Genomic DNA, 15,357 nt, shown 5'->3' with positions numbered 1-15,357 from the left:
TTCGACGGGTATTTTAAAACTCAGGTGTGGGTGGAGAAATAGTACCCCTGACTTATGTAATGCAAAATAACATATAAAAATTCACACAAACACAAAACCCAGCCTAAAAAAGGCTGGGTTTTGTGCAATACTTCTGACTTTTAGGCAATTCAAGTCTTACTTGAGAATTTCCCGAGAGATTACAATTTTCTGAATCTCAGAAGTTCCCTCATAAATCTGGGTGATTTTAGCGTCGCGCATCAGGCGCTCTACGTGGTATTCTTTCACGAAACCGTAGCCTCCATGAATCTGCACGGCTTCCACGGATGCATCCATGGCCGTTTTGGAAGCGAACAGCTTAGCCATAGCGCCTGACTTAGCGTAGTCCTGATGCGCGTCCTTGTCGTGGGCGGCTTGCAGGCACAACAGACGAGCAGCATCAATGTTCGTGGCCATATCGGCCAGCTTAAACTGAATAGCCTGGTGCTGGGCAATTGGCACGCCGAATGCTTTGCGCTCCTTTGAGTATTTCAATGCCAACTCATACGAGCCGGAAGCAATACCCAAAGCTTGCGCGGCAATGCCAATCCGGCCACCAGCCAGCACCTGCATGGCGAATTTGAAGCCGAAGCCATCTTCCCCGATGCGGTTTTCCTTGGGCACCTTCACATCATTGAACATGAGGGAGCAAGTATCAGAACCGCGAATACCGAGCTTGTTTTCCTTCGGGCCGGTCTGGAAACCTTCCATACCTTTCTCTACGATAAGCACGTTGATGCCGCGGTGCTTTAGCTCGACGTTGGTTTGAGCAACTACCAGGTATACCGAAGCGGTAGTACCGTTGGTAATCCAGTTCTTGGTGCCGTTCAGCAGGTAGTAGTCCCCTTTGTCTTCAGCAGTGGTGCGCTGGCTGGTAGCATCGGAGCCAGCTTCCGGTTCGGAAAGAGCAAATGCGCCGATGATTTCGCCGGAGGTCAGGCGGGGCAGGTACTTGCGCTTCTGCTCCTCCGTGCCGTACTTCTCCAGACCCCAGCATACCAGCGAGTTATTCACCGACATGATAACGGAGCAGGAAGCATCTACTTTGCTGATTTCCTCCATGGCCAGTACGTAGCTCACGGTATCCATGCCGCCGCCACCATACTCGGGGCTAACCATCATGCCCAGGAAGCCCAGCTCGCCCATTTTTTTGATCTGCTCGGCGGGAAACTTTTGGTGATCATCCCGTTCGATGACGCCGGCCCACAATTCATTCTGGGCAAAGTCGCGGGCAGCGGCCTGAACGGCCAGTTGTTCTTCGGTGAGCTGAAAATCCATGCGGTATAATGGGTGGGGTGGGAAAAGCAAAAAGTGTTATACAGCGGGGCGTAAATTCGCTGTCGGGCCTCAAAATTAACCGACAAGTTTGCAGATTACGCAGATGGCCCGCATTTTTTTAGTAGGCTAGCAGCATAAGGTATCCTGCTCGTTTTTTGTTTCCTCCCACGCCTAGTTTCTGCCACTGAATTACCAGAGCTTCCAGCGGCATTTCACCTACCGTCACTTACTGCTACGGCCTCGTGCTGAGAGAATACTGCCTAGTTCAGAGTGGTGAAGTATGAGAGCCAATAAGACACAAACAGCCGCCCTTTTGCAAGAGCGGCTGTTTGTGATGTAGAAGCGTTTTTAGCGTATGACCATCTATCGACGGTCGCGGCTACCTAGGAAAATGCTTACGTAGTAAAGCAGGGTAGCCAAGGAGCTGAGGGCTGCTACCACGTAAGTCATGGCGGCCCACCACAGAGCGTCTTTGGCCATGGCGTGTTCTTGTGGGGTCACGATGCCGCGCTTGTCAATCCAGGCCAGGGCCCGCTTGGAGGCGTCGAACTCAACCGGCAAGGTCACGAAGGAGAACAGCGTGGTCAGGGAGAATAGCACAATGCCTACCCCCAACGGAATGAGCGTTGTACGAATCATGAACACGCCAGCCAGCAGCACGAAAGGCATAAACTTCGATACGGCACTCAGGGCCGGCACCATGGCCGAGCGGAACTGCAGGGCGCTGTAGGCGGTGGCATGCTGCACGGCGTGGCCACATTCGTGGGCGGCTACGGCCGCGGCGGCGGCGCTGCGCTCCTCATACACGGCCTCGCTGAGGTTTACAGTTTTATCGGCGGGGTTATAGTGGTCGGTCAGGCGGCCTTCGGTGCTGATAACGCGCACGTCGGTAATGCCGTGGTCGGCGAGCATCAGCTCGGCAATCTGCCGGCCGGAAAGGCCCGACTGTAGTCCGATTTGAGCGTACTGGCTGAACTTGCTCCGTAGCCGCCACTGAATCAGCCAGCTGACTATCATAGCCAGAATGACGATAAAGTAGATGGGGCTTGAGTTGTAGTACATGGTAGGGATGGTTAGTGTGAGAGGCCTAAGCTGAGCTCTTCGACTAACGCACGGATAGCAACACCTGCCTCCGACCTCAGCCTTTCTGCTCAGCTACTACCCAAAATTCGCTCGACGATGCGCGTGGTGCTGTAACCAGTTACCAGGGGTACGGTTAGCACCTGCCCGCCGTTTCGTAACACTACTTCGTGGCCCACAATTCCACTGATTTGATAGTCGTCGCCCTTGACCAGAATATCGGGTTGGATGGCTTCTATCAGGTTCAGCGGAGTTTGCTCGCCGAAGAGTACTACCGCATCCACAAACAAAAGGGAGGCCAACACCCGCGCTCGTGACACTTCGTCTTGCAGGGGACGCCCCGGCTTTAGGCAACTCACAGAAGCGTCAGTGTTTAACCCTACAACTAGGCGTTGGCCCAAGTGGCGGGCTTTCTCAAGGTAGTCGACGTGCCCCAAGTGGAGCAGGTCGAAGCACCCGTTTGTAAATACAACCTTCTCTCCGGCAGCTTTCCAAGCCGCTACTTCGTCTAGCAACTCTGGCAACGGCAGTATTTTATCTTTTGCCCACATGTACTTGCCGCGTTAGGTTAAGGCTACTTGCGGGGTAGCTTTCCCTGATTTTACCATGCTGGCCACGAAGCTGATGCCGCCCATCAGCACTACCAGCAGGGTTTGGGAGCCGTGCACTACCAGCGCGTAAGCAATGCCAGCTTCTTTGCTGATGCCGTACACCAGCAACGTGCTTTGCACCATTAGATGGAAGGCCCCGAAGCCGCCCTGCACCGGCGCCGCCATGCCAAAAGCCCCGAACGTCAGCACGGCCAATCCGGCGGCCGGCGTTAGGCCAGCCGTGGCTGGAAAGGCGAAGAAAGCTAGATAATCCATGAGGTAGTACACCAGCCAGGTGAAGGCTGTATGCAGCAGAAACAGGCCAGGACTGCGCAACTTTCGCACACTAAATACGCCGTCGAGCATGCCCCGCACAAAGTTTTCGAGCTTTACAAATAGCGCGCGCTGCCGCAGCTTTTCCAGGTTGCGCAGTAACAAGTAGCCCGACAAAAGCAGCAACACCACTGTAATGGCCGCTAGCAGCAGCAATAGGTTCTTGTGCGCGGCCAAGGATTCGTACCGGTCGGAGAACAAGCTCACCACAAAGGCCCAAAACTTATGGAAATCCAGCAGAAGCGTCAGGCCCAGCAAGCTGGCCAGAATCAGTAAATCGATTACGCGTTCCGTAATAACGGCCCCCAACGACACCTGCACCGGAACCCGGTCGGTGCGGTTGAGCACGGAGCACCGAATGACTTCACCCATGCGAGGTAGCACCAGATTAGCGAGGTAGCCTACCATCATAGCGTGGTACACCTGCCAGTAGCGCGGATTTTGTCCGCTGGCCTCCAGCTGCATCTGCCAGCGGTGGGCCCGGCTGAAGTAACCTAGGGCTGAAAGTAATACCGTCAGGCCCAGCCAGCCGTAGTTGGCTTCACGCATGTATTGGCCCACCAATCTCAGCTCCTGACCACGCAGGGCGTACCACATCAATAACCCCGACAATACCAGCAGCAAGCCGTATTTCAGAACGTTCAGCAGTTGCTTCATGGCGGTAAATAGGTGAATGTCTGCTCCCCAAACAAGAAAACAGCTGGCGGGCCACGCGCGGAAGCCTGTTTATCTGGGGCTATTCCGGCACTGGTCCGCCAGCATTATTTCTGGGTAAAACCCAATTAACTAATGCGATTATGCTGATCTGGGAAGATAACCGTGGGCTTGTGAGCCCGCGCCTCCGCAAAGTCAATGAGGGCGTAAGAAATGATGATGATGATGTCGCCGACGGCTACGCGACGGGCGGCTGGACCGTTCAGGCAGATCATTCCGGAGCCTCGCTCGCCCTTAATGGTATAGGTTTCGAACCGTTCCCCGTTGTTAACATTGACGATGGTTACCTTCTCATTTTCCACCATGTTGGCCGCATCCAGCAGGTCTTCATCAATAGTGATGCTGCCCACGTAGTGCAATTCCGCCTGCGTAACCTTTACGCGGTGAATCTTCGACTTGAGAATTTCGATGTGCATGGGTGAAAAAGCGGTGAATTTTGGGCCGCAAAGATAGTAAACCCACCTTGAAGCGCCGGGGTGCTACCCGCATTAGGGTTGGGTTACCACTACGTTATCAATCAGCCGAACGCCGCCCAGATGCGCTGCCACACACACCGCCACCGAACGGCCCAGCTGCCACTGCTGCAGCGGCTGCAAGGTTTGCGCATCTACCAACTCCAGGTATTCCAGCTCAAGGCCGGGCGCGGAACTAAGCGAAGCACAAGCCGCCGTCCGAACCTCATCAACGGAAGCTTGCCCACTTAGCACCAGTTTTTGAGCCAGCTGCAGGGCCTGATATAAGCGCGGAGCCACGGCCCGGGCTGCCGCGTCCAAACGCCGGTTTCGCGACGACATAGCTAGTCCGTCGGCCTCCCGCACGGTAGGAAACGCTACTAGCTCCAGATCAAACGACAAATCCGCTATGAGCTGCCGTACAATAGCTACTTGCTGGAAGTCTTTCTGCCCAAAATACACCCGGTGGGGTCGGCCCAGGTGAAATAGTTTGCTCACTACCGTGGCTACCCCATTGAAGTGCCCCGGGCGGTGCGCCCCTTCCATTACATGCTCCAGGGGCCCAAAATCGAAACGTAGCACGCTGGGCTGCGGGTACATATCAGCGGCCGTAGGCAAGAACAACGCTGTGCAGCCCGCCGGAGCCAGCAGTGCGGCGTCGGCTTCGGGCAGGCGTGGGTACAGACGGAAGTCTTCGGGGTTATTGAACTGGGTAGGGTTCACGAAGATGCTGGCTATGACCACATCACACTCCTGGGCTGCCGCCCGCACCAGCTGCAAGTGGCCTTCGTGCAGGGCACCCATGGTGGGCACTAGGCCAATGCGCTTCCCTTCTCGCCGCCAAGTTTCGGTATGGGCTTGCAACGCAGCGACGGTATTCAGTATCTCCATAGAGTAAAAAGGCCCCTACGGCGAGTGGCCAGATGGGTTAGGTTGAAATTTCCCTCAAAAATGTTTAATTTTGTGCATCCCAAAGTGTTGCCCATTCCTAATCACCCCAACTGACTCTATATGTCCAAGTTGAGAATACTCTATGCTGCCACGGAAATCAACCCGTTTTTGCAGACCACCAAGGTAGCGGAGTTTTTGCGGCGGCTGCCGCAGGGAATGCAGGAAATGGGGATGGAAATCCGCATTTTCGTGCCCCGTTTCGGCATCATCAACGAACGTAAGAACCGCCTGCACGAGGTAGTGCGGCTCTCGGGCATCAACATTGCCGTGGGCGAGGACGAAAAGCCGCTCATCATTAAAGTGGCGTCTATTCCGAACGCTAAGTTGCAGGTATACTTTATCGACAACGAAGACTACTTCCACCGCAAGTCCGTGTTGGTTGACAAGAACGATAAGTTTCACGCCGATAATGACGAGCGGGCTATCTTCTTCTGCAAAGGGGTGCTAGAAACGGTAAAGAAGCTGGGCTGGGCACCTGACATTGTGCACTGCAATGACTGGATGACAGGCTTGATTCCGATGTATCTGAAGACGACCTACAAAAAGGACCCAATCTTCAAGGACGCCAAATCGGTGTTTACCATCTACAACAATGAGTTCGACCACAAGTTTGAGGGCGACATCATTGAGAAAGCCAAGATGCTGGACATTGAAGACGACATGCTGGCCGCACTGAAAACTGCCGACTTCGGCGGTTTCATTAAGGTAGGTATGGAGTATTCTGATACGGTAGTGAAATCAGACGAATCGTTCAGCGAAAACCTGAACACGCTGTTCACCGAGTACTCGACCAAGAAACAAATTGAGCAGGTTGGCGCCGACGACAATTTGCTGACTTCTTACTACGCCCTCTATAATGAATTGGCCAGCTAGCGCCAGCCGACTCGCTTCGGTTTCCCTTTTTGCCGTTTCCCTGCTGGGCCTCACAACCAGCTGCGAAGAAGCTAACGACCTTGGTCTGGAGCTACCCGGCACTTCGCCCATCAGCTCACAATTCCTTGACCTGCCGATTGCTACGTATACCGTACGGCAGCAGCCTGTTGAAACGGTTAACAGCAATCAAGTGCTGGTTGGTCGGCTGCGCGATACTAAGGTTGGCACCACTACTGCTCAGGCCTATCTAAACCTGCAGTACAACTCCTACTTGAGCCCAGCAGATTCCTTGCCCAGCAAATTCACAGGAGTTAAGCTGGATTCCGTGGTGCTTAGCATTGGTTTCGACAAGGTGTATGGCACTACGTCTCAGCCATTGCGGTTCGACTTGGGTGCACTCAATCAGCCACTGGACGACCGTACCGTATACAATTCGGCCTCCGCTGCTCCGGCTAGCAGTGTGTTGCTCACAAATCTTTCAGCTCCGCTTAACCGCGCTATCCAAGTTAAGCAGCGGACGGTGGCTTCTAGTACCACGGATACCACTACCCGCCTCATCACTACCACTGTGATAGATAGAGTATTGCGGGTGCGGCTGCTGAAATATGCAGCTACTACAGCGCTGGCAAACTCGGTTTTTACCGCCTTGCAGAGTGCTTCCTTTAACCAGGAGAAGCTGGATGCCGTCTGGAAAGGTATAGCTCTAACACCCTCCGCTGGATTCGCAGATAACATTGTAGCATTTAACCGCTCGTACAATTCTAGAGTGGTATTTTATTTCAGTGGCACAAATGCCAGCGGTTACAAGAGCAAGTTTCACTCTTACAGCGTAGTAGCGGGTCCCTTGCCTACCGATGCGCGCACTACCGGGCCGAAGTATTTCACCCAGCTCACCACTGACTTTTCTGGTACTGCCCTAGCAAGCCTGAGCTCAGCCGGTCAGCAGATTAACTCTACTGCTACCGATGGCTACACTTATCTACAGGATGGCACTGGGTTAGCTACCCGCCTGGAATTCCAAGGCCTAGAAACCCTCCTGAATAATAAGGAACAGGCAGTGAACCGGGCCGAGTTGCTGTTGCCAATCAAGCAGAACACCAATGGTCTGTTTCCTTACTTGGGGAACAGAGCTAACGAAAACGCTGGCAACAACCCTAGAGACAGGTCGGACCCTCGGATAAACAGCATACAGCTCTACGAGGTAGATGCCAGCAATCAACCCTTGACGCGCATTGTTGGAGCTACCAGCTACGAGCGGCTTGTGCAGGAGGAATTATCGAGCCAGAATGGACAGTCAATGGTAACCAGCGTAGGCAATCCGGCTGCAGCTAGGTTATACCCGAGCTATGATATGTTGGAGTACTACAGCATCCCGTTAACTGAATATCTGCAGGCCTACTTGCAAAATCGGTTGGACGGTGAGCGGCCTTCGGCCCTGCTGTTGTCTCCCATCCTGCGTGATAACCCCAACCTGACCTTGAACCGCGCTCAGCTCGATACGAAGGGAATTAAGCTCCGCGTATATTATTCTAAGCTTCGTTAAACAGCATTTTGTGCTGTAGGAGCCTATCAACAAGGGCGGCACGGCTTTTGCCGATGCCGCCCGTTTTTAACTTTCATTTTCGGAAAGTTTCTGCTCTGTCACAATCAAACAACTTATGTGCGGAATTGTCGCTTACATTGGGCACCGTGAGGCCTGCCCCATCATCATCAAAGGCCTGCGTCGCCTGGAATACCGTGGCTATGACTCAGCTGGCGTAGCCCTGCTGAATGGCCAGCTCAGCGTTTACAAGAAAAAGGGCAAAGTAGCTGACCTCGAAGCCTATATTGCTGAGGTCGACACGCATGCTCATATTGGCATGGGCCACACCCGCTGGGCTACCCATGGTGAACCCAACGACGTAAATGCCCACCCGCACTACTCTACCTCAGAGCGGATTGCTATTATCCATAATGGCATCATTGAAAACTACGCCGCGCTAAAGCAGCACTTGCAGCAGCAAGGTCACGTGTTCCACTCTGACACGGACACCGAAGTGTTTGTCAATCTGATTGAGGAAATCCAGAAGCAGAATAACTGCTCCCTGGAAGAAGCCGTCCGTTTGGCCCTGCACGAAGTAGTAGGTGCATATGCCATTGTGGTACTGAGCAAGGATAACCCCAACCAGCTAATTGCCGCCCGTAAAGGCTCACCATTGGTAATTGGGGTAGGCGAAAACGAGTTCTTCCTCGCCTCCGATGCTACGCCCATCATTGAGTACACCAACGAAGTAATCTATGTGAACGATTACGAGTTGGCAGTAATTAAGGATGGTCAGCTGGAGATCCGCAGCAAGGAGGACGTAAAGCAGACCCCCTACATTCAGACCCTGGAGTTGGAGCTAGACCGCATTGAAAAAGGCGGCTACGAGCACTTCATGCTGAAGGAAATCTTCGAGCAGCCTCGCTCTATCCTTGATTCGATGCGGGGCCGCTTAGAACTGGAAGCTGGCCACTTGAACATGGGCGGCGTGCGCGCCTACGAACGGAAGTTTGTAAACGCGGACCGCATCATTATTGTAGCCTGCGGTACTTCCTGGCACGCGGGCCTGGTGGCTGAATACCTGCTGGAAGACCTAGCTCGTATTCCGGTAGAAGTAGAATACGCTTCAGAATTCCGTTACCGCAACCCCATTATCACGGAGCGCGACATCGTAATTGCTATTTCGCAGAGCGGTGAGACGGCAGATACGCTGGCTGCAATTGAGCTGGCAAAAAGCAAAGGCGCCACCATTTTTGGTATCTGCAACGTAGTGGGCAGCAGCATTGCCCGGGCTACTGATGCCGGCGCTTACACCCACGCGGGCCCCGAAATCGGGGTAGCTTCTACCAAGGCCTTCACGGCTCAAGTAACGGTACTGACGCTGCTGGCCATGATTGTGGGCCATAAGCGCGGCACGCTCTCCGACACGAAGCTGCGGGAATTGATGATGGAGCTGAACACTATTCCGGCGAAAGTGGAAAAGGCGTTGCAGCTAGACACGGAAATCAAACAGATTTCTGAAATCTTCAAGGACGTTTCTAACTTCCTATACCTGGGCCGCGGCTATAACTTCCCCGTGGCTTTGGAGGGAGCTCTGAAGCTAAAGGAAATCAGCTACATCCACGCCGAGGGATACCCCGCTGCGGAAATGAAGCACGGCCCGATTGCCTTGATCGACGAGAACATGCCGGTAGTTGTTATTGCAACCAAGGACAGCTCCTACGAAAAGGTAGTAAGCAACATCCAGGAGGTGAAAGCCCGCAAAGGCCGGATCATTGCCGTGGTAACAGAAGGCGACACGGTGATTCCGGAAATGGCGGAATTCACCATTGAAGTACCCGCTACAAGCGAAGTGCTGATGCCGCTGGTATCAGTAGTGCCGCTGCAGCTGCTCTCCTACCACATTGCCGTGCTACGTGGTTGCAACGTTGACCAGCCCCGTAACCTGGCTAAGTCGGTAACGGTAGAGTAACCGACACTGCTAGAATAGAAAAAGCCGCCTGGGTGTTCCTCGGGCGGCTTTTTCTGTTACTTTTATTCACTAATCGACTTCAAATAGCTCCCCGCGCAGGTGCATTCTTTTAAGTAAGGAACAAGGGTTGTAGCGTGGCTCGCGCGTGTCCTGGTACGCACCTTCCAGCGCTTCGTAGACGCGGCTCAAGCCTATTCTATTGGCCCGTGTTAGCAAGCCAGCCCCGCTTCCTGGTAGCAGCTGGTTGACAGCTAAAACGGAGGCCGCTCCTTCCTGCAAGGCGTAACAGGCTTCGTTGATGGCTTGACAGATGACCCGCGGGGTTAGCAACCCCACCCGATCCTGCACTACGTGGCAGTGCGTGCCGAGCAGAGCACAAACTTCAGGAAGGGGAAGCAGGTCGGCGGCGCGGTAGGTGCTCACTTCCCAAGCCGGCACATCAATAAACGTAGGTAGGCCGCAGAACCCGAACACGGGCCCAAAAGGAGGGGCTTCGTCGTGGAAGAGTTGAGCTAAACTACGGGTAGTAGTATTGTAAAAAAGGGGCTGCCGGGGTTGCTCGTAGTGCAGCTCGGGCCAGTCGCGCAGGTCGAAAGCAACGTCCGCCGCTCCGAGGCGGGTGAGCAGGTCGGGCGCACCGGCCGGGCAGAAGTCATAGGTGGGCGCTGCTCCAAACTTGCGGCGAAATTCGGCCTCCACCTGCTGGCCTTCAACAATGAACAGATGCATCGTTTTTTCAGCTTACTTTGGAGTAAGATAGTCTCCTTTCCCCCGAATTTTCCGCTTTATGGCAAACACCATCGTTTATTCAGCCCAAGCTCCCGCTCCCATCGGCCCCTATAGCCAAGCCATTCAGGCCGGCAACACCGTGTATGTTTCGGGTCAGATTGCCCTTGACTCCGATACAGGCCAGCTCGTCGGTGACGGTGATGTGGTTCAGGAAACGCACCAAGTAATGCGCAACCTCCAGGCCGTGCTGGAAGCAGCCGGCTACACGCTACGCGACATTGTGAAGTGCAGCATCTTCGTGAAAGACCTCGGCAACTTTGGCTTGATCAACGAAATTTACGGGAGCTATTTTTCCGCCGATTATGCTCCGGCCCGCGAAACCGTGGAGGTAAGCCGCCTACCCAAAGATGTGCAGGTGGAAATTTCCTGCATTGCCGTTAAATAGTGCGCTCCTACGCGGTGCGTCAAGTTTATTAGCTCACTATCCTACTTGTTGACTTATGCGAGAGTTAGGGATTTTTCTGTTTCTGGCCGGGCTGGTAGCCATGCTAGCGCCGCTGCTGTTGCCGGCCAACTTTCGGTTCCCGCTACTAGACTGGATCAACAACTGGGGTCCTACCACGGCCTGGCTGATTCGGGGTGGAGCGGTTGTGCTAGGGCTAGTGCTCTGGCTACGCTTTAGAAATCAGGAATAAATGCGCCGGCCTACCTCTCGCAAAACAGTCAAACTTCATCATAAGCCTGCCTACTTTCCGCCGGAACGGGTGCTGACCCGCGCCCTACCCCCGGAACTGGTGGGCGAGCGGGAGTTTGAGAACTACCACTTCCTGAATTTTGACTTGAGCCAGAGCAATCTGTCCGGTCGGTTATTCAGTGAATGCCGGTTTGAGAACTGCAACTTGGCGGGTACTAGCTTGGCCAACACGTCCTTGCAGAATGTGGCCTTTGATGGCTGTAAGCTGCTGGGGTTGCCGTTTGAAGTCTGCCGCGACATGCTGTTCAGCGTCCACTTCGACCGGTGCCAGCTCGATTACGCGTCCTTCGCTGGCAAAGCCATGCCTAATACCCGATTCGTGGACTGCTCCCTACGCGAGGCCAGCTTCACCCAGACCGATCTAACCGGGGCCGTGTTTCAAAATTGCCAGCTGGAACGGGCCGTATTTCTGCATACCACGCTTAGCGGAGCTGACTTCCGGACGGCGCACAACGTGCTGCTTGACCCCGAGGTAAATGAGCTAAAAGATGCCCGCTTTGCCCTACTCAGCTTGCCCGGACTCCTGGCCCGGCACGGTCTGATTATCGAGTGAGATACCGGCCTTGAAGGCTGGTAGGCCCATCTTTTATCTACTTCCGAGGTCAATTTTATATCCCACGCCTCCCCGGCGAATTACCTACCTTTGCGGCGCGTTTCGGACCTGAATCGGGCGCAAATCAGCTGTTTGTATGGAAAGAGAAGTACGGGTGCGTTTCGCGCCCAGCCCCACCGGCCCGCTGCACATCGGCGGCGTGCGCACTGCGCTGTATAACTACCTGCTGGCCCGCAAGCTAGGCGGCAAGATGCTACTGCGCATCGAAGACACCGACCAGAACCGGTTCGTACCCGGCGCCGAGGACTACATTCGTCAGAGCCTGGAGTGGTGCGGCATTGAGCTAGATGAAAGCCCCTGGAACGGCGGCCCCCACGCCCCCTACCGCCAGAGCGAGCGGAAGCCCATGTACCGGCAGTACGCCCAGCAACTCATTGACAGCGGCCACGCCTACTACGCCTTCGACACACCCGAAGAACTGGACGCCATGCGCGCCCGCCTCACGGCCGCCAAGGTGCCTAACCCGCAGTATAACAGCATCACGCGCGCCCAGATGCGCAATTCCTTGACCCTGCCGGCCGAGGAAGTGAAGCAGCTCCTGGAGGCCGGAGAGCAGTACGTTATCCGGCTGAAAGTGCCCCGTAAGGAAGAGGTTCGCTTCAACGACCTGATCCGCGGCTGGGTGGTAGTACACTCATCGAGCATTGATGACAAGGTGTTAATGAAGTCGGATGGTATGCCGACGTACCACCTGGCCAACATCGTGGATGACCACCTGATGGAAATCACCCACGTAATTCGAGGCGAGGAGTGGCTACCCTCGGCGCCTCTGCACGTGCTGCTTTACCGCTATTTGGGCTGGGAAACGACCATGCCAAACTTCGCCCACTTGCCTCTGCTGCTCAAGCCCGACGGCACAGGCAAGCTCAGCAAACGCGACGGTGACCGGCTAGGCTTCCCGGTGTTTCCGCTGGAATGGCACGGCAAAGACGCCGAAACTGGTGAGCCAACCGTCAGCAGTGGCTACCGCGAATCGGGCTACCTGCCCGATGCCTTCATCAACTTCCTGGCTTTCCTGGGCTGGAATCCTGGCTCCCAGCAAGAGCTGTTCACGATGGACGAGTTGATCGAGGCCTTTTCGATTGAGCGCGTAAGCAAGTCGCCAGCCCGCTTCGACCAGAACAAGGTACGCTGGTACAATGAGCAGTATCTGCGGGCCAAGCCCGACGCTGAATTAGCCCAGTACCTGACGGAAAGCCTGCAAGGCCAGGGCATTACGGTGCCCGCCGACAAAGCCGAGCAGATAGCCGCCTTAGTGAAAGAGCGGGCTACTTTCCCGGCTGATTTGGCCCGGGAGGCGCAGCTGTTCTTCCAGCGTCCTACCGCCTATGATGAGCAGGTAATCAGCAAGAAGTGGAACGCGCAAGTAGCCGGTGCCCTTGCCGAGTTTGCCAAGCAGCTGCCCACCACCGCCGACGCTACCCCCGACGGCATTAAAGCCCTACTCACGCAAGTGCTGGACGCCCAAGGCATCAAAATCGGCCAAGTGCTGCAGGCTCTACGCGTGGCCGTCACGGGTGCTGGCGCTGGCCCCGACCTGATGCACATTATGAGCATTCTGGGCACCCAGGAAACGGCCGAGCGGATTGAGCAGGCCGTGGTCCAGCTACCGGCCGCTTAATCGGTTCAAGGCTTGTTATTAATTCTAAACGCTTGGCTGACGGCACGTTAGTCAAGCGTTTTTTCTTGCCCAAACGCCAGAAAAAGGACACTTGCTACCCATAGCTTCAACCGACGCCGGGGTGGGGCCGTACTACAGGGCTCAGGGTTGCCTGCCTGCGCTGGCCGCCTGTCGTTGAACTGACTTTAGCTGCCCGCATTATGGCCAAGAAACCCGTTAGCCCGAAAAAGAAAAAAGCCGACCCGGAGAAGAAAGCCCGCGTCCATAAGGAATTGGAAGGCTTTGAAATCAAGGTGAATCCCCTGGGCGAAATCACCTCTAACTACTCTATCGAGGACATTAACCAGTTCTTGAACCGCCACGTGCGCGACAAGAAACTAGTAAACCGCGACGGGCAGTTTGGCGAGAAAGAGGAGGAAGAGGATGATTTCCCGCTGGAAGAGGGAGCCCAGGAGCCCGAAGAATCGGATGAGGACTTCATGCGTCGCACGAGCAAGGAAGCCAAAAAGAAAGGCCCTAAAGCTGAAGCCGACCCCGAAGAGGAGTTAAGCAAAGAATCAGAAGACGAATAAGCTGGCCCTTGCCAGATAGACAACAGGTCTTACCCTAGTAATGCAAGTACGCATTGCTGAAGGTAGGGCCTGTTGTCTATCTGGTAAGGACGGCTACAGAGCGGTGTTAATTCGCGTTTTGCTATACTTGGGCAGTATTTCACCTCACCTTTCGTTTCGTTCCTATGCGCTCCCACGACGTTGACTACAAAATACTAGGCACTGATATTCAGGTGCTTGAAGTTGAGCTTGACCCCAACGAAACGGTCATTGCGGAAGCAGGAGCCATGGTGTACATGAGCGAGGCCATTGCTTTCGAAACCAAAATGGGCGACGGCTCGGAGCCCGAGCAGGGCTTCATGGGCAAGCTATTCTCGGCCGGTACCCGTCTGATTACCGGCGAATCGTTATTCATGACGCATTTCACCCACCGGGGCGGCTACGGCAAGGCTCACGTGGCTTTTTCGGCGCCCTACCCTGGTACCATTATTCCCATTGATTTGGGCGAACTACCCCAAGGTCTGATTGTGCAGAAAGATGGGTTTCTGGCCGCGGCCCGGGGCACAAAGATGAACATTCACTTTAACCAGAAGCTGGGCGCGGGCTTTTTTGGTGGGGAAGGCTTTATTCTGCAAAAGCTTACCGGCGACGGCAAAGCCTTCATTCACGCCGGGGGCACCATCATTGAAAAGCGCCTTAACAACGAGCTGCTGCGCGTTGACACGGGGTGCGTAGTGGCTTTTGAGCCCGGCATTGACTTTAGCATCGCCCAGGCCGGGGGGCTCAAATCAATGATATTTGGCGGAGAAGGTTTGCTGCTAGCCACCCTGCGCGGTACGGGCCGCGTGTGGCTACAATCCATGCCCGTCAAGAAACTGATTCAGGCATTGTCCCCTACCGGTGGCAATGGGCAGAAAGAAAGTGGCGGTGTATTCGGCAGGCTGGTAGGGGGCGTTCTAGACGAGTAAGCCGTTTTCCTACCTATAAACACGCCCCCTGACCGGAAGTCAACTTCGGTCAGGGGGCGTGTTTAGTTTGTCTGAGCAATACGTTATTGGCTGGCAGTAGCGGCAATGACGCCCAAACTAGCCAGCAACGCGAGAACCAGCAGCCCCAGGAAGCCGGCAGTAACGCGCATTTTCCGTACGGATACGGTATCATCTTTTTTCAAGCTGCGACGACGACGGCTTTTGCCCGAGCGGTGCGTAGAAGAAGTAATGGCCGACATTAGGGATAGTGAAAGTTTAGGACAGAATTGATAAACGAATCTATAGCTACCCCTGTAAAAATGCTGAAGTACTCGACC

At 54.7% G+C, this 15,357-nt stretch carries 17 protein-coding genes; 9 read left to right on the top strand and 8 right to left on the bottom strand.

Annotation, left to right across the window (positions count from 1 at the left end; genetic code table 11):
• Positions 1 to 156: 156 nt before the first annotated feature.
• The 6 genes from MWH26_RS18315 to panC all read right to left on the bottom strand — a co-directional run bounded on the left by MWH26_RS18315 (position 157) and on the right by panC (position 5,356).
• The gene (locus MWH26_RS18315; protein WP_244694328.1) at positions 157 to 1,296 is read right to left on the bottom strand and encodes an acyl-CoA dehydrogenase; all 1,140 of its coding nucleotides are present in this window, start codon (positions 1,294 to 1,296) and stop codon (positions 157 to 159) included.
• A gap of 363 nt (positions 1,297 to 1,659) precedes the next feature.
• Positions 1,660 to 2,358, bottom strand: a complete 699-nt coding sequence (locus MWH26_RS18310) for a zinc metallopeptidase (protein WP_244694327.1) — start codon at positions 2,356 to 2,358, stop codon at positions 1,660 to 1,662.
• Between the two features lie 89 nt (positions 2,359 to 2,447).
• Positions 2,448 to 2,927, bottom strand: coding sequence for a D-glycero-beta-D-manno-heptose 1-phosphate adenylyltransferase (gene rfaE2 / locus MWH26_RS18305; protein WP_247975404.1), 480 nt, complete (start codon positions 2,925 to 2,927; stop codon positions 2,448 to 2,450).
• A gap of 12 nt (positions 2,928 to 2,939) precedes the next feature.
• Positions 2,940 to 3,956 (bottom strand): lysylphosphatidylglycerol synthase transmembrane domain-containing protein, encoded by a 1,017-nt coding sequence (locus tag MWH26_RS18300; protein ID WP_244694326.1) that lies wholly within the window; start codon positions 3,954 to 3,956, stop codon positions 2,940 to 2,942.
• Positions 3,957 to 4,081: 125 nt separating this feature from the next.
• Positions 4,082 to 4,429 carry an aspartate 1-decarboxylase gene (gene panD, locus MWH26_RS18295; protein ID WP_244694325.1) on the bottom strand — a complete coding sequence of 116 codons (348 nt, stop codon included), beginning with the start codon at positions 4,427 to 4,429 and terminating at the stop codon, positions 4,082 to 4,084.
• Between the two features lie 72 nt (positions 4,430 to 4,501).
• A complete protein-coding gene (gene panC, locus MWH26_RS18290) occupies positions 4,502 to 5,356 on the bottom strand; it encodes a pantoate--beta-alanine ligase (RefSeq protein WP_247975403.1) in 855 nt (284 codons plus the stop codon).
• 120 nt (positions 5,357 to 5,476) lie between these two features.
• On the opposite strand from panC, the gene MWH26_RS18285 reads away from it, so the two are divergent.
• The 3 genes from MWH26_RS18285 (at position 5,477) to glmS (ending at position 9,783) form a co-directional block, all read left to right on the top strand.
• Positions 5,477 to 6,289 carry a glycogen/starch synthase gene (locus tag MWH26_RS18285; RefSeq protein WP_244694323.1) on the top strand — a complete coding sequence of 271 codons (813 nt, stop codon included), beginning with the start codon at positions 5,477 to 5,479 and terminating at the stop codon, positions 6,287 to 6,289.
• Positions 6,273 to 7,832 carry a DUF4270 family protein gene (locus tag MWH26_RS18280; RefSeq protein WP_244694322.1) on the top strand — a complete coding sequence of 520 codons (1,560 nt, stop codon included), beginning with the start codon at positions 6,273 to 6,275 and terminating at the stop codon, positions 7,830 to 7,832. Before MWH26_RS18285 ends, MWH26_RS18280 begins: the two co-directional genes overlap by 17 nt.
• A gap of 115 nt (positions 7,833 to 7,947) precedes the next feature.
• A complete protein-coding gene (gene glmS, locus MWH26_RS18275) occupies positions 7,948 to 9,783 on the top strand; it encodes a glutamine--fructose-6-phosphate transaminase (isomerizing) (RefSeq protein WP_247975402.1) in 1,836 nt (611 codons plus the stop codon).
• Positions 9,784 to 9,852: 69 nt separating this feature from the next.
• Here the strand turns inward: glmS and MWH26_RS18270 are convergent, their stop codons facing one another.
• The gene (locus MWH26_RS18270; protein ID WP_247975401.1) at positions 9,853 to 10,512 is read right to left on the bottom strand and encodes a 3-hydroxyacyl-CoA dehydrogenase family protein; all 660 of its coding nucleotides are present in this window, start codon (positions 10,510 to 10,512) and stop codon (positions 9,853 to 9,855) included.
• Between the two features lie 58 nt (positions 10,513 to 10,570).
• Here MWH26_RS18270 and MWH26_RS18265 point away from each other — a divergent pair, with 58 nt between their 5' ends.
• The 6 genes from MWH26_RS18265 (at position 10,571) to MWH26_RS18240 (ending at position 15,019) form a co-directional block, all read left to right on the top strand.
• Positions 10,571 to 10,957, top strand: a complete 387-nt coding sequence (locus tag MWH26_RS18265) for a RidA family protein (RefSeq protein ID WP_244694319.1) — start codon at positions 10,571 to 10,573, stop codon at positions 10,955 to 10,957.
• A gap of 55 nt (positions 10,958 to 11,012) precedes the next feature.
• Positions 11,013 to 11,207 (top strand): hypothetical protein, encoded by a 195-nt coding sequence (locus MWH26_RS18260; RefSeq protein ID WP_247975400.1) that lies wholly within the window; start codon positions 11,013 to 11,015, stop codon positions 11,205 to 11,207.
• Positions 11,208 to 11,819: a pentapeptide repeat-containing protein gene (locus MWH26_RS18255; protein WP_247975399.1), complete on the top strand. Its 612-nt coding sequence runs from the start codon at positions 11,208 to 11,210 to the stop codon at positions 11,817 to 11,819.
• 136 nt (positions 11,820 to 11,955) lie between these two features.
• A complete protein-coding gene (gene gltX / locus MWH26_RS18250; protein WP_247975398.1) occupies positions 11,956 to 13,500 on the top strand; it encodes a glutamate--tRNA ligase in 1,545 nt (514 codons plus the stop codon).
• A 200-nt stretch (positions 13,501 to 13,700) separates the two neighbouring features.
• The gene (locus tag MWH26_RS18245; protein ID WP_244694315.1) at positions 13,701 to 14,072 is read left to right on the top strand and encodes a hypothetical protein; all 372 of its coding nucleotides are present in this window, start codon (positions 13,701 to 13,703) and stop codon (positions 14,070 to 14,072) included.
• A 164-nt stretch (positions 14,073 to 14,236) separates the two neighbouring features.
• Entirely contained in the window at positions 14,237 to 15,019 is a 783-nt protein-coding gene (locus tag MWH26_RS18240) for a TIGR00266 family protein (protein WP_247975397.1), read from the top strand.
• An 83-nt stretch (positions 15,020 to 15,102) separates the two neighbouring features.
• Here MWH26_RS18240 and MWH26_RS18235 read toward each other — a convergent pair whose 3' ends face one another.
• Positions 15,103 to 15,279 (bottom strand): hypothetical protein, encoded by a 177-nt coding sequence (locus tag MWH26_RS18235; RefSeq protein ID WP_244694314.1) that lies wholly within the window; start codon positions 15,277 to 15,279, stop codon positions 15,103 to 15,105.
• Positions 15,280 to 15,357 lie beyond the last annotated feature (78 nt).

Source organism: Hymenobacter sublimis (genome assembly GCF_023101345.1).
GTDB lineage: Bacteria > Bacteroidota > Bacteroidia > Cytophagales > Hymenobacteraceae > Hymenobacter > Hymenobacter sublimis.
Note: the sequence above shows the minus strand (reverse complement) of the source record. Positions and strands in the feature narration are given on the sequence as shown.